The organism is Tardiphaga sp. 839_C3_N1_4 (assembly GCF_051811045.1).
In the GTDB taxonomy this organism is placed as follows: Bacteria; Pseudomonadota; Alphaproteobacteria; order Rhizobiales; family Xanthobacteraceae; genus Tardiphaga.
In genome coordinates this window covers 4579950-4594114 of sequence record NZ_JBPWQD010000001.1, presented here as the reverse complement: position 1 = coordinate 4594114, position 14165 = coordinate 4579950, and the positions used below count along the sequence as shown (strand labels likewise).

The window sequence follows — 14165 nt, the reverse complement described above, 5'->3', positions numbered from 1 at the left end:
ATCATGACCACCTACAAAGACATCGCCGTCGAGACCCGTGGCCACATTGCGATCATTGAGATCCGCAAGCCGCCGCTGAATTTCTTCGACATCATGCTGATCCAGCAGATCGCTAATGCGCTCGACGAGATCGACGCCAATCCTGAGATCCGCGCCACGGTTCTATGCGCGCAGGGCAAGGCATTCTGCGCCGGCGCCGATTTCAGCGACCCGAACCGCAAGGAAACCGAGGCCGCCGCCAAGAGCGGCGACCCCGCCGACAATCTCGGCTCCATCGGGCATCTTTATATGGAAGCCGTACGCATCTTCCGCGCCAAGAAGCCAATCGTTGCGGCCGTCCAGGGCGCGGCCATCGGCGGTGGCCTCGGCCTCGCGGTGTCGGCCGATTTCCGCGTCGCCTGCCCGGAAACGCGCTTCGCTGCCAATTTCACCAAGCTCGGCTTCCATCCCGGCTTCGGCCTCACTGTGGCGTTGACCGAGCTGATCGGCAAGAACAACGCCGAGCTGATGTTCTATACATCGCGCCGCGTCGGCGGTGAAGAAGCCTTGAAGATGGGCCTCGCCAATGTGCTGGTGCCGCAGGCCGAGGTCCGCGACGCCGCCATCAAGCTTGCGGAAGAAATCGCGGAATGCTCGCCGCTCGGCCTGCTTTCGACCCGCGCCACCATGCGGGGCGGCCTCGCCGATCGCGTGGCCAAGGCGACCGAGCACGAACTGGCCGAGCAAACGCGCCTGCGTAAGACAGAAGATTTCAAGGAAGGCGTTGCGGCGACTGCCGAACGCCGGGTGCCGAACTTCAAGGGGCGCTAAGTCCCCGTCGGGTTTATTTTTCAAACCTCACTGTGAAATGGCCGGGATCGCCCCGGCCATTTTTATTTGACGGCCGCGCTACCCCTTCCTCACCACCAACGCATCGACGATGGTGACGCCCTCGCCCGCCGGATGCACGAGCAAGGGATTGAGTTCGATCTCCGCGATCTCGCCCTCGAACTGCGCCGCAAGCTGCGAGATCTGTGCAATCAGCTCCGCTGCTGCGGACACGTCAGCCTTCGCCGTCCCGCGAAATCCGTTCAGCAACGGCGCGGCCTTGAGTACGCCTAGCATGGAAGCAGCCTCATCGGCACTCACCGGCGCCGGACGATAGACCACGTCCTTGAACAATTCCGCCGTCACTCCACCAAGGCCGACCATCACCATCGGCCCAAAGGTCTCGTCCAGTAGTGTGCCCACGATGATCTCGACACCCTTCCTGGCCATCGGCGAAACGAGCATGCCCTGCAGCGCGGCCTGCGGTCGGTGCTGCCGGGCGCTGGCGGTCAGCGCATCATAGGCAGCTGCGGCTTCATTCTTCGTGGTGATATTTACCCTGACGCCGCCAACCTCGCTCTTGTGCGGAATGTCGCGCGACTGGATTTTCATCACCAGCGGGAAGCCTATCTCGGCAATCGCCGCATTCAGCGCCGATCTGTCGGTGACAAGAACCTCGCCTGGCAGCGCGACACCGGCAATCTGCAACAGCGTCTTGCTGTCATACTCGGAGAGCGTCGGCGCGGTCAGATGCTCAGCCAGATCATTCTGCGCAGGTGCCGCTGTAGCAACCGGCTCTGCAAGCTTGAATTTTGCGTGATCAACAAGTCGCCGCAACGCGACACTGACATGGGCGAGCCCTGACAAAACGACGACGCCGGACTCGGCGAGACCTGTGCGCGCAAAATTGGACGGCAGCGTATAAGACCAGAACACGATCGGTTTGTTCTGCGCAGCAATGAGCGGCTTCAGCTCCGGCGTCTTGAACGGCATCCGCGTCTCGCTCGACAGCGAAATCACGACCAGAATTGCATCGACCTCGTCAGACCTGTCGAGCAATTCGATGGTCTTTTGCAGCCCCCCGCTGTGCACCGCCTGGGCCGTGATATCGATCGGATTGTGCGGCGACCCGTAGGACGGGATCAGCCCGCGAATCGTCGCCTGAACGTCGTCCGACAATTCGGGCACCTGCAGCCCCTGCGCCGACACGGCATCAGCGCCCCAGATACCTGCGCCGCCCGAGACGGTGATGACCGCGACGCGATCGCCCTTCGGCAGCGGCGACGTGGTCAGCACGGCGGCGATGGTCACCGCTTCATCGAGATCGTTGGAGACGATGAAGCCATAGCGCGCGAACACCGCATCATAGGCGGCCGTCCAGCCCGCCATGCTGGCAGTATGCGAGGCTGCTGCGCGCTCGCCAGCACCGGAGCGGCCGACCTTTACGACGATGACCGGTTTGCCGAGCTCCGCCGCCTTGCGAGCCGCGGCGAGAAATTTGTCGACGTCGCGAATGCCCTCGATGAACAGCAGGATCACGTCGGTTGCTGTATCCTGCACCATGTAGTCGAAGAATTCGCCGGCACCGAGATCGGATTCGTTGCCGGTCGAGATCACGGTGCTCAAAGCAATGCCGAGCGACTTGGCGCGGTTATAGATCGCAAAGCCGATGCCGCCGGATTGGGCGACGATACCGATCCGCTTCGTGGTAGCGACCAGCGGTATTTGATCCGGCCTTACATCGACGGTCGGGCTGAAGGTAGCAGCAATGCCGGCAATCTTGTTGTAATACCCCTCCGCATTCGGTCCGGAGATCCGCATCCCCGTGCGCTTGGCCAGTGCCGCAATGGCGTCCTGCATGGCGATGGAATCGCCGCCTTCTTCCGCAAAGCCGGAAGAGATGATGATCGCATGCCTGACGCCGAGTTTCGCGCAGTCCTCAAGCGCGCCGAGCACGACGCGCGCAGGAATGATCACGATGGCGAGGTCGATCGGCTGCCCGATGGCTTCGATGGTCGGATAGCACGCGAGCCCATCGATATCCGGATAGTTCGGATTGACCGGATAGATCGCACCAGAGAACTTGTTTTTGCGCAGAAAGGAGAGAAGCAGGCCCGGGATCTTCGTGACATCGCGGGAGGCGCCAATAATGGCGATGCTGGATGGATTGAAGAACGAGTCCAGCGGATGCGGACGTGTCACAGTCATGGCGTTTCCGGTTTATCGTTGTTGCCTGATCGTGCGGCGATTGCCGCGCTCACGCAACGACGCGAAACGTGACCCCGGCCAGCAGAAATGCATCGCCGGCGCAGGGACATCCGCGTGCCCGTGCGCTGCCGAGCACCTGTGCGACGTCGTTGACGCGAAAAGTGATCCCGGTCATCGCTTCGCTCTTGCCCTTGGCGAAGCGTAAACAGCCGTTCGTGAACGCGATCTGCGGATCGTCGTTGCGGGCGGAGGTCAGCGGCACGCCGATGATATTGCTCCAGTGCTGCGCCAGATCGTAATGGTCCGGACTCTGCAGCTCGACCTCGGTGAGCGCGCGCGTGATGTCGTGGCGGATCGCCTCCTGCCAGTCCGGACCGGCCGGCGGATACGGCCCAAAATCGTCGTCGCTGTCCTTGGTGTGATTGAATTCGATAAAGGCAGCCCGACAATCGCGTGGATGCAATTGCACGCCGTGATAGGGCGGATGATCGATCACATTGGCGGTGCGCACGCCGATGCTGGCGGCGAAGCGCCCGCGCTCGTCAGGATCCTCGCAGGACAGGATCACCATATAGCCGCCGCGCCCGCCGGATTTCTCCATGAACCGCCCAGCCGCCGTGCCCGGCTGCGTCGGCGCGACCACTTCGAGCAACGTCGCCTCAACCGGCATCAGTGCATTTTCGAGACCGTATTTGCCGACATGGGGGTCGCGGTAGCAGATATCGAGGCCGAGAATGGCCGCGATATCGCTCACCACTGGCTCCAGATGCGGAGCGACCAGACAAACTTGCCGCAACCGCATCTGGCTCATGATCATTGCCCCTTGAAGACCGGCTTGCGCTTCTCGACGAAGGCCTTGGCGGCCTCCTTGTGATCGTCGGTATCGCTGCAGCGGGTGTGATGGATCGCCTCGCCGTCGAAACAGGCTTCGAGCGTCATCGACTCGGCATTGTTGATGTTGGTCTTGATGTAGCCGTAGGTGATGCTCGGGCCCTGCGCGAGTGACATTGCCAGGTCACGCGCCGCCTTCTCCACCTCGGCGTCGTCGACAACCTTGGTCACCATGCCGAGCGCCAGCGCTTCCTGTGCGGAGAGCACCGGCGACATCAGATAGAGCTCGCGTGCCTTGGCGCTGCCGAGCATCTTGGTCAGAAAATAGGTGCCGCCATAATCGCCGGAGAAGCCGACCTTGGCGAAGGCCGTGGTGATCTTCACCGAGCTTGCGGCGACGCGCAGATCGCAGGACAGCGCGATGGAGAGGCCAGCGCCCGCGGCAGCGCCGTCGAGCTGCGCCACCACCGGCTTCGCCATCTGGTGCAGGAGGCGCGATACTTCCATGCCGCGGCGCAGGTTGGCGCGCTTGGCCTCGAACGGCAGCGGTGCGCGGCCCGCGGCCATCGACTTGACGTCACCGCCGACACAGAACGTACCGCCCGCGCCCTTGATGAGGACGGCGCGGACGTCGTGATCTTCCTGCGCGCGGCGAGCCGCCGCGACCAGGCCCTGTGTCATCTCCGGATTGAGCGCATTGCGCCGATCCGGACGATTCATGGTGATAGTCAGAAGACCGTTATCGAGGTCCTGCAGGACGATGTCGCTCATGATTGCGCTCCTTGTTGTTGTTCTTGATCGTCCGGCAAGCCTCAGGCCCCGACAATTACTTTTTTACCAGCGGGCAGCGCGAGGCTTCCAGCGGCTGGAATGCCTGCTCTGCGGGAACGGTCGCCAGCAGCTTGTAGTCGTCCCAGCGGCCCTTGGATTCCGACGGCTTCTTCACCTCGAACAGGTACATGTCATGCACCATGCGGCCGTCCTCGCGAATCCGGCCGTTCTTGGCAAACATGTCGTTGATCGGCGTCTCCTTCATGAGTTTCATGACTGGCGCCGAGTCCGTGGTGCCGGCGGCCTTCACGGCCTTGAGATAATGCAGCACCGATGAATAGACGCCGGCCTGGGCCGATGTCGGTACGCGCTTGGTGCGCTCCTGGAAACGCTTGGTGAACGCGCGCGTCTCGTCATTGAGATCCCAATAGAACGCTTCTGCCAGGATTAGGCCCTGCGCAGTATCAAGACCGACACTGTCGATATCGGAGATGAAGGCCAGCAGCGGCGACAGTTTCTGGCCACCGCTGCGCGTCAGGCCGAATTCGGCGGCCTGCTTGATCGCGGTGATCGTATCACCGCCGGCATTGGCGAGGCCGACAACCTTGGCTTTGGAACTCTGGGCCTGCAGCAGGAAGGACGAGAAGTCGGACGTATTCAGCGGATGCTTGACCGAGCCCAGCACCTTGCCGCCGGCCTTGGTAACGACGGCCGTGGTGTCTTTCTCGAGGTCCGCGCCAAATGCATAGTCGGCCGACAGGAAGAACCAGGTGTCGAGGCCGTTCTTCACGGTGGCGAGGCCGGTCACATTGGCCTGCGCATAGGTGTCGAACACGTAATGCACCGTATAGGGGCCGCAGGCCTCGTTGCTGAGGCGGATCGAGCCCGGGCCGTTGAAGATGATGATCTTGTTGCGCGCGCGTGCGATTTCACTCGCAGCCAGTGCGGTCGCCGATGCTGCAACGTCGATGATCGCCTCGACGCCCTGATTGTCGAGCATGTCGCGCGCAATGTTGGCGGACAGATCAGCCTTGTTGAGATGGTCGGCAGCAATGATCTCGATCTTGCGGCCCAGCACTTCACCGCCGAAATCTTCCGCAGCCATCTTCGCAGCGGTCTCGCTGCCGACGCCGGTGATATCGGCATACAGGCCCGACATATCGAGAATCGCGCCGAGCTTCAGCGGCTTGGTCTGCGCCATGGCACTTGTGGCCGCGAATGCCATTGCTGACGCCAGCAGACCTGAAATGATCTTCTTCAAAAGTCCCTCCCTCGGACGCGCCGTTGTTGTTCGTGCGCGGTGTTGTTGTTATCGCGATCATGCCGCAATGGAACAACAGCGGCAAGCGGCGGCGCTGCCAAGAATAGCTGCAAAGACATCAAGGTTTTCCGCAAAGCGGAATGGATTGCTTGCTATGATCGACGAGAGGTTGACCGGAGCTCGCAAGGTGGCGTGATGCGTGCCGCATCTGCAAAGTGTGACGTGTCGCATGCCGCAACGCTGTTGCTGGCAGTGATCGGCATTTCAACATCCGCGCAATCTGCGTCGGCCACCTGCATGTTTGCCGCGCAGGGCGAAGGTCGCGTCGCCGACGTGATCGATGTCAGAACATTACGTTTGAGCGACGGCAACGTAATCCGTCTGGCGGGGATCGAGCCGATCGCAAACTCATCAAGGCCGACGAATGATCTCTTCGCATTGATTGCCGGCCGTGATGTCACCTTGTACGGCGAAAGCGACATGCCGGATCGCTACGGCCGACAACCGGCTTTTGTCTTCGTCGATCCCGCTGCGCCGTCGCTCCAGGCGCAGCTTCTGGCGCAGGGCGCTGCCCTCGCCTCCGGAACGGTTTCGGATAAAGCCTGTGCGGCGGAACTCGCCGCTGCGGAAGGCTCAGCCCGCCGGTCGAAGCGCGGAATCTGGGCTCAAACCAACGTCATAAAAAACGCGGAAAGTCCCGGCGATATCTTGGCCGATGTGGGGCGTTTCGGGGTGGTCGAGGGGCGGGTTCTGTCGGTTCGCCAAGCTGGGACGGTGACCTACGTCAATTTCGGGCGTCGCTGGACTGAGGACTTTGCGGTGACTGTTTCAAGGCGCATGATGGCCGCCTTCGAGACGGCAGGAATTATGCTTAAGTCTCTGGAAAGACGGCATATTCGCGTTCGGGGATGGATCGAGAGGCGCGGCGGGCCGCGGATCGAGGCGCTCGGGGTGTGGCAGATCGAAGTGGTCGGGGACAAGTAGGCCACTTGGGCAGCAAGATCGCTTGAGCGAAGATGATTTGGGCGAATGGGCTGTTTGGGCAGAGAGTGGACGACGTGACGGGTGTGGGACGGCAAACCAGCTTGAGCCGCCGCCTTTGGGCTGCGCCGGCCCTGCTGTGCGCTGCGCTTGCTCTGTCGGCCTGCGGCGATGCCAGCCGGTTCGAGGCCGCCTCGTCGGTCAAGCCAACGGTAGCGGCCAAACCGCCGAAGCCGGCCGTCGTGCAGACCCCGGCCGCCGAGAAAGAACACGAGCGCATCCTCGCATCCTATGGCGGCGCCTATGACGACCCGCGGCTGGAATCACTGATCACCAAGACCGTCGATCGGCTGGTCGCTGCCTCTGAGCGACCAGACCTGGCCTACAAGGTCACGATCCTCAATTCGGGCGCCGTCAACGCCTTCGCCCTGCCGACCGGACAACTCTATGTCACGCGCGGCCTGATCGCGCTGGCCAGCGATACATCCGAGATTTCATCGGTGCTGTCGCACGAGATGGCGCATGTGCTCGCCAAACACGCGTCCATCCGCGAAGAGCAGGCACGGCAGGCATCGATCGTCACGCGCGTCGTCACCGATATGGGCAGCGATCCCGATCTCACTGCGCTCGCGCTCGCCAAATCCAAACTGACAATGGCGAGCTTCTCGCGCGCGCAGGAATTCGAAGCCGACGGCATAGGCGTAGGCATCTCGGCCCGCGCAAAGTTCGATCCCTATGGCGCGTCGCGCTTTCTCGCTGCGATGGAGCGTAACGCGGCGCTGAAGGCCAGCCGCACGCCGCTCGATCCCCGCGCGCAGGACTTCCTGTCGTCCCATCCGGCGACGCCCGAGCGCGTGCAGAATGCGCAAGCCAATGCGCGGCAATATTCCTCGCCCGACGGCGGCGAGCGCGATCGCGAGACCTATCTCTCGGCCATCGACGGCATCGTCTATGGCGAGGACCCGAGCGAGGGTTTCGTGCGTGGCCGCCGCTTCCTGCATCCCAAGCTCGGCTTCACCTTCCAGGCGCCGGAGGCCTTCACCCTCGACAATACGGCGCAGGCGGTGATCGGCGTGCGCGAAGGCGGCAGTCAGGCCATGCGCTTCGACGTGGTCCGCGTACCTTCCGAACAGACGCTGAGCGACTACCTCAATTCCGGATGGATGGAGAATGTCGACAAAGCCACCACGGAAGAGCTGACCATCAACGGCTTCCCGGCAGCGTCCGCCATCGCGCGCGGCGACCAGTGGCAATTCCGCGTTTACGCGCTGCGCTTCGGCAGCGACGTCTACCGCTTCATCTTCGCTGCCAAGCAGAAGAGCACCGAGAGCGAACGCAACGCCCGCGAGACGGTCAACTCGTTCCGCCGCCTGACGCTGGCCGAGATTCAGGCCGCCCGTCCGCTGCGCATCAAGGTGATCACCGTGCAGCCCGGAGACACCGTGGAGTCACTGTCGCATCGCATGAGCGGCGTCGATCGTCCACTGGAGCGCTTCCGCGTATTGAACGGGCTCGAGAACAATGCCAGCGTGAAAGCCCGCGACCGCGTCAAGGTCGTGGTGGATTGAAATCCACCCAGCTACTTGCTCATCGACAACAAAAAAGCCCGGCCTCTCGGCCGGGCTTTTCGTATTCAACTTGCGAGACGCTGCTTATGCAGCCTCGTCCGCGGCGGCGACATCATCGTCACCATCGCTGTCGGCCTCGTCAGCACCGGCTTCGGCGCCTGCCTCGGCCTTGGCGCCACGGCGCGGGCTCTTGGCGAGCTGGCCTTCAATCTCCTTGACCGCTTCGGTCTCGGTGACGTGCTGGACCACAGCGATTTCGCGCGACAGACGATCGAGAGCTGCTTCATACAGCTGACGTTCGCTGTAGGACTGCTCGGGCTGCGAGTCGGAGCGGAACAGATCTCGGACCACTTCGGCGATCGCAACGATATCGCCCGAGTTGATCTTCGCTTCGTATTCCTGTGCGCGGCGCGACCACATGGTTCGCTTGATGCGGGCACGGCCCTTCAGCGTCTCCAGCGCGCGCTTGACCAGCGCCGGCTCGGACAGCTTGCGCATGCCGACATTCGCGACCTTCGCGGTCGGAACGCGCAGGGTCATCTTGTCCTTCATGAAATTGATCACGAAGAGTTCAAGCCTGGCGCCTGCAATTTCCTGCTCTTCGATGGCGAGAATCTGGCCAACACCATGCGCCGGATAGACAACGAATTCGTTGGTCTTGAAGCCCTGACGCTGGGTCAGTGGCTTCTTGGGCTCTTCGGCGCGTGGAGCCGCAGCAGGCGCCGGCTTGGCGCCCACGGGCTTTGCAGCAACCTTGGCAGCTTCCTTCGGCGCAGCAGCCTTCACAGCAGGCGCAGCAACCGGAGCCTTGGCCACAGGAGCCTTCGCGGCCGGTTTCGGCGCAGCAGGCTTGGCGGCAGTGGTCTTCGAAGCAGCAGCCTTCGGGGCAGGTTTGGCAGTCTTGTTGGGCATTGCACTTCTTTTATTTTTGGAGGACTTTTCAGCCGCAGCCTTCGCGGCGGTCCGGGTGTCCTTGACAGGGGCCCGGGCACGGCCTTTGGTGACAGAATTCTTCGCAGCAGGACCCTTCACAACGCGGCTCGCCGCAGTTGTTTTCTTGGAAGCCTTCGGATCCAAAACCTTCGAAGCAGTAGCCTTCTTCGAAACAGCAGCCTTGGAAACACTCTTTTTACGCGTTTTCTGTGACACAGCCTGCGCGTGGAAACCGCCACGCCCCTGTTTGATGTTTAAACGGGAACCCGGCAGGGCCAAATCGAGCGGCACCACATGGTCCAGCTTCTTGAATTGTGCCTATTATAGCACATTTCCCGCAAAAATCAATGATTTATGCCCTGTCGCGGCCGCTCGGCGGCCGCTTCCGGGGCATAATCGGGGCTAGGGTAAATTTCGTGTGGCTGGGGGTATCGGGGTCACCCAATCAATTGCTTGATCGCTGTGACCGGGGAACTCAGTCGCCCTTGCCAGGCGCCGCCGAGAAATACTTCTCGTACTTGCCTTCCTGACCGTCGAATTCCTTGGCTTCGGGCAGTTCGTCGATCTTCTGGGTGATGTTCGGCCACGTCTTGGCGTGTTCCAGATTGATCTGCAGCCACTTCTCGATATTGCCTTCGGTATCAGGCTTGATCGCGTCCGCCGGGCATTCGGGCTCGCAGACACCGCAATCAATGCATTCGTCCGGATGGATGACCAGCATGTTTTCACCCTCGTAGAAGCAGTCCACGGGACAGACTTCGACGCAGTCGGTGTATTTACATTTGATGCAATTGTCGGTGACGACGTAAGTCATCCAGAACTCCGGAAACGATCGATATTCAGTGTTTGCGTAGCGCACCAACCCCGCTGCCGCAAGGGATGCGGCCGGCATAGGTCAGGGCATTTCGACCAAGGGAAAAGCCTGCCACAAAACCATCGTTGGACGCGGCGTCTGGCTTAGATAGTTACTCCGGAACGTGTTGCAAATCGGTATAGAGCACACGCGCCGCAGTGGCATCGCCGCGCCGTTCCGAGAAGCCCTCGACCTTCATCACCCGCACGGTGCGATCCAGCGCCACCGTGAGGACGTCGCCAATCTTCACACCGTGGCCCGGCGATTTCTCGCGCTCGCCATTGATGCGAACCTTGCCGCCTTGCACCAGCGCAGCGGCACTGGTGCGGGCCTTGACCACCCGCGCGTGCCACAGCCATTTATCAAGACGCTGGCGCTCCAATCAGCACACCACCAAATGGCGGCACGGCGCCGCCTCACATGACCTGTATCAATCCTTGCGGCCGCTGAGCTGCTCCTTGAGCGCGGCGAGTTTCGCGAAGGGGGAGTTCGGATCGATCGGACGGTCCCGTTCGCGCGGTGCGGCCGATGTGGCGAACGGGCGGGTTGCACCGCCGCGGTCGTTGCCACGGCCCTTGTCGCCGCCCTTGAAGGGGCCTTTGCCCTTGCCCTGGAAGCGTTCGCGCTCACGCGGCGGACGGCCACCCTCGCCCGGCTTGCTGTCGCGGTTACCGCGATTGCCACGGTTGTCGCGGTTCGGCGCACCTTCGGCGGAGACCGCGGCGGCCGGCGCGTCGCTGCGCGGACGGCGGAACTCGTTGTTATTGTTGCGATCACGGCGGCCCTGGCCTCCGCGGTCATGCCGCTCGCGCTGCGCGCCATCGGCCACGGCGCCTTCGGCGGGAGCCGACTGCGCAGCGCCCTGCGGGGCGTTGGTATTGCGATGGTGGCGGTTGCGATCGTGGCGCGGCGGACGGCGTTCTTCCGAACGGCCACCCGGGCGCCAGACTTCGACCAGTTCGGGCTCGGCAGCGACGGCAGGAGCCGCGGCGGCGTCGCCCTCGGCAGGCGCAGCAGCATCGGCCACTGCAGCAGGTGCGGTCTCGGCAGCAGTCCCGGTTTCGACAATGGCCGCAGCGGGCTCTGGCGGCGCTTCGACGGAAGCCGTCTCTTCAACAGGCGCAGCTTCAGGCGCGGTGCTGGGCACCAGCGCGACTTCAGGCAACAGCGATGCTGACGGCACCGCGGCCGCTTCTTCAACCGGAGCTGCATCAGCAGTTGCATCGGCGGCTGTCTCGGCAGTCGCGATCTCAGCCGTCTCGGCCGCTTCAGCGGCAGCCTCGACCGCAATGACATTGTCCTCACCGGGCTTGTCGGACTCGGCAAGTCCCACCAGGGCGTCGGGCTGATCGCCCGTGTTGTCATCGGCCTTGGGCTCGATCGGCGTCGTCGCAGCGACCGGCTTTGGCGGTGCCGGCGGCAGCGGCGCCTTTTTCTCCATGCGATAACCGAGAGCACGCAGGATCGAGGCGAAATCTTCGCCGGCCGAACCGGTGAGCGAGGTCATCGCCTGCGTCACCACGAAGTGGCGGCCATCAAAGGCGCCCGCGGGCTTCTCGCCCGGAGACGCTTCACGCCACGCCAGCGCGGGACGGATCAGATCGGCCAGACGTTCCAGAATATCGACGCGCACGGCGCGCTCGCCGCATTGGCGATAGCCCAGCACGCGATAGGCATCGCGATCGAGCAGCTTGTCGACCGGGAAGGATGTACGGCCCGACCCTGCGAGGTGCTGTGCGCTCGACAGCGCCGACATATCGACATTGTCCTGCTTCAACGCCCAGAGCAGCGCCGCGAGCGAACGCCCCGCAGGCTTCAGCAGGCCAGGGATATAAATGTGATAGGCGCCGAAGCGGACGCCATATTTGCGCAGCACGGCGCGCGACGGCTGATCGAGATCCTTCATCTCGGTCGCGATCTTCTGCCGCTCAAGCACGCCCAGCGCTTCAGTGAGCTGGAACGCGATGCCACGCGCGATACCGGTGATGTCTTCAGCCTTCGTGAGATCGAACAGCGGCCCGAGCAGCTTCTCGATATGCGTCTTCAGCCAGAGATCGAGACGGGCCTGAACCGCATCGCGCGGCGCGCCGGAGAGGCGCTCATCGGCGATGATACGGAGACGGGGATGCAACGCATCGTCGGCTGCGACCAGACGGGCCACCGCGTCGCCGGTCCAGCGCATGGTGCCGTCGGAGGCGAGCACGAACTGATCGTCCGGCGCGTTGCCGAGTTTCTCGGCGCGCGCGTCGATCTCGCCGGCCAGCGCCTTCAGCGCGGTGGCCTGCAAGGCCTTCGCATCCGAGCCAGCCTCGGCCGCATCGGGCAAAAATGTAAATCCGTCGAGACGGCCAATCACATGGCCCTCTACGATCACTTCGCCCGTCTTACCAATTTCAGTATTCAGCATCGTGTTTTCCCGCAAGCGGCGCATCAATACACTGGTACGACGATCAACGAAACGCTCAGTGAGCCTCTCATGAAGGGCATCTGACAGTTTATTTTCCAATTCGCGCGAAATTCCCTGCCAATGATCAGGATCTGAGAGCCAATCGGGACGATTTGCCACGAATGTCCAGGTCCGGATTTGCGCGATTCGGCCCGATAACGTGTCGATATCGCCATCGGTTCGGTCCGCTTGCGCGATTTGAGCGCCAAACCAGGCATCGGGGATGCGCCCACGCTGCATCAGGAAGTTGAAGATAGTGACTACCAGCTCTGCGTGTGCAGCGGGCGCGATGCGGCGGTAATCCGGAATCTGGCAGGCGTCCCACAGTTTCTCGACGGCGGCGTTGCCCTGCGCCATCTCGCGCACGTCGACGTCACGGACGGCATGATCGAGCACGCGAAGGTCTTCGGCGATCGGCGCACGGGTCAGTGCCTCGTGGCGCGGCACCTCGGCCAGCGACACCTGCAGCGATGCGATCGACGAGAAATCCAGCTTCGAATTGCGCCACTGCAGCACCTTCACCGGCTCGAAGATGTGGTTCTGCAGCTGATTGACGAGTTCGGGCTCGAACGGCTCGCAGCGGCCTGTCGTGCCGAAGGTACCGTTGCGCGTGGCGCGGCCGGCGCGGCCGGCGATCTGCGCGAATTCGGATGGCGTCAGACGGCGGAATTGATAGCCGTCATATTTGCGATCGCTGGCGAAGGCGACGTGGTCGACGTCGAGATTGAGGCCCATTCCGACCGCGTCGGTTGCCACTAAGTAGTCAACGTCACCATTCTGGAACATCGCAACCTGCGCGTTGCGCGTGCGCGGCGACAGCGAGCCCAATACGACAGCAGCGCCGCCGTGCTGGCGCTTGATGAGTTCGGCGATGGCATAAACTTCATCGGCGGAAAACGCGACAATCGCTGTCCTGCGCGGCTGCCGCGTGATCTTGCGATCGCCGGCGAATTCCAGATGCGACAGACGCGGCCGCGTCACGATGCTGGCGCCCGGCAGCAGCCGCTCGATGATCGGGCGCATGGTGGCGGCACCCAAAAGCAGCGTTTCGTCGCGGCCGCGGCGGTGCAGGATGCGGTCCGTAAAGACGTGGCCGCGCTCCAGATCAGCCGCGATCTGGATTTCGTCGACGGCCAGAAACGACACGTCGAGATCCCGCGGCATCGCCTCGACGGTGGAGACCCAGTAGCGCGGCTTGGCGGGCTTGATCTTCTCTTCGCCGGTGATCAGCGCAACGGCTTGTGGTCCGACGCGGTCGACGATCTTGTTATAGACCTCGCGCGCGAGCAGCCGCAGCGGCAGGCCGATGATGCCCGACGAATGCGCGAGCATGCGCTCGATGGCGAGATGGGTCTTGCCGGTATTGGTGGGGCCGAGCACTGCGGTGACGCCGGCGCCGGGGGCCCTGCCGTTGGACAGCGTGGGCGGAGAAGACAAAAAGGCCATGTTTTTCAGATATTTCCGCGCCGCCGACTGTCAAGGACGGAGACAGGTTACGACGCTTCA

11 protein-coding genes are annotated in these 14165 nt (G+C 62.8%); 3 read left to right on the top strand and 8 right to left on the bottom strand.

Features of this window, described 5'->3' with window-relative positions; all coding sequences use genetic code 11:
- Positions 1–3: 3 nt before the first annotated feature.
- The gene (locus tag AB8A38_RS21950; RefSeq protein ID WP_439087384.1) at positions 4–810 is read left to right on the top strand and encodes an enoyl-CoA hydratase/isomerase family protein; all 807 of its coding nucleotides are present in this window, start codon (positions 4–6) and stop codon (positions 808–810) included.
- 78 nt (positions 811–888) lie between these two features.
- Here the strand turns inward: AB8A38_RS21950 and AB8A38_RS21945 are convergent, their stop codons facing one another.
- The 4 genes from AB8A38_RS21945 to AB8A38_RS21930 are packed head-to-tail and all read right to left on the bottom strand — an operon-like array spanning position 889 to position 5878.
- Positions 889–3015, bottom strand: coding sequence for an acetate--CoA ligase family protein (locus AB8A38_RS21945; protein ID WP_439087383.1), 2127 nt, complete (start codon positions 3013–3015; stop codon positions 889–891).
- A 49-nt stretch (positions 3016–3064) separates the two neighbouring features.
- On the bottom strand, positions 3065–3826 hold the full coding sequence (locus AB8A38_RS21940; RefSeq protein ID WP_410001862.1) for a hypothetical protein: 762 nt from the start codon (positions 3824–3826) through the stop codon (positions 3065–3067).
- 2 nt (positions 3827–3828) lie between these two features.
- On the bottom strand, positions 3829–4617 hold the full coding sequence (locus tag AB8A38_RS21935; RefSeq protein WP_439087382.1) for an enoyl-CoA hydratase: 789 nt from the start codon (positions 4615–4617) through the stop codon (positions 3829–3831).
- Between the two features lie 55 nt (positions 4618–4672).
- On the bottom strand, positions 4673–5878 hold the full coding sequence (locus tag AB8A38_RS21930) for an ABC transporter substrate-binding protein (protein ID WP_089267753.1): 1206 nt from the start codon (positions 5876–5878) through the stop codon (positions 4673–4675).
- A gap of 195 nt (positions 5879–6073) precedes the next feature.
- Between AB8A38_RS21930 and AB8A38_RS21925 the strand changes: the two genes are divergently transcribed.
- Positions 6074–6862, top strand: a complete 789-nt coding sequence (locus tag AB8A38_RS21925; RefSeq protein WP_439087381.1) for a thermonuclease family protein — start codon at positions 6074–6076, stop codon at positions 6860–6862.
- A gap of 101 nt (positions 6863–6963) precedes the next feature.
- Positions 6964–8427 (top strand): M48 family metalloprotease, encoded by a 1464-nt coding sequence (locus AB8A38_RS21920; protein ID WP_315844132.1) that lies wholly within the window; start codon positions 6964–6966, stop codon positions 8425–8427.
- A gap of 84 nt (positions 8428–8511) precedes the next feature.
- On the opposite strand, the gene AB8A38_RS21915 is transcribed toward AB8A38_RS21920, so the two are convergent.
- The 4 genes from AB8A38_RS21915 to AB8A38_RS21900 form a co-directional block, all read right to left on the bottom strand.
- Entirely contained in the window at positions 8512–9576 is a 1065-nt protein-coding gene (locus AB8A38_RS21915) for a CarD family transcriptional regulator (protein WP_439088581.1), read from the bottom strand.
- A 259-nt stretch (positions 9577–9835) separates the two neighbouring features.
- Positions 9836–10174: a ferredoxin FdxA gene (gene fdxA / locus AB8A38_RS21910; RefSeq protein WP_068730400.1), complete on the bottom strand. Its 339-nt coding sequence runs from the start codon at positions 10172–10174 to the stop codon at positions 9836–9838.
- Positions 10175–10325: 151 nt separating this feature from the next.
- Complete coding sequence (locus AB8A38_RS21905; protein ID WP_315844133.1) at positions 10326–10595, bottom strand: RNA-binding S4 domain-containing protein; 270 nt, start codon at positions 10593–10595, stop codon at positions 10326–10328.
- A gap of 48 nt (positions 10596–10643) precedes the next feature.
- Complete coding sequence (locus AB8A38_RS21900) at positions 10644–14105, bottom strand: helicase-related protein (RefSeq protein ID WP_439087380.1); 3462 nt, start codon at positions 14103–14105, stop codon at positions 10644–10646.
- Positions 14106–14165 lie beyond the last annotated feature (60 nt).

Excerpts from the sequence above, each read along its gene's own strand:
- fdxA (WP_068730400.1), bottom strand. The coding sequence starts at position 10,174 with ATGACTTACGTCGTCACCGACAATTGCATCAAATGTAAATACACCGAC.
- AB8A38_RS21925 (WP_439087381.1), top strand. The coding sequence starts at position 6,074 with ATGCGTGCCGCATCTGCAAAGTGTGACGTGTCGCATGCCGCAACGCTG.
- AB8A38_RS21935 (WP_439087382.1), bottom strand. The coding sequence starts at position 4,617 with ATGAGCGACATCGTCCTGCAGGACCTCGATAACGGTCTTCTGACTATC.
- AB8A38_RS21945 (WP_439087383.1), bottom strand. The coding sequence starts at position 3,015 with ATGACTGTGACACGTCCGCATCCGCTGGACTCGTTCTTCAATCCATCC.
- AB8A38_RS21950 (WP_439087384.1), top strand. The coding sequence starts at position 4 with ATGACCACCTACAAAGACATCGCCGTCGAGACCCGTGGCCACATTGCG.
- AB8A38_RS21940 (WP_410001862.1), bottom strand. The coding sequence starts at position 3,826 with ATGAGCCAGATGCGGTTGCGGCAAGTTTGTCTGGTCGCTCCGCATCTG.
- AB8A38_RS21900 (WP_439087380.1), bottom strand. The coding sequence starts at position 14,105 with ATGGCCTTTTTGTCTTCTCCGCCCACGCTGTCCAACGGCAGGGCCCCC.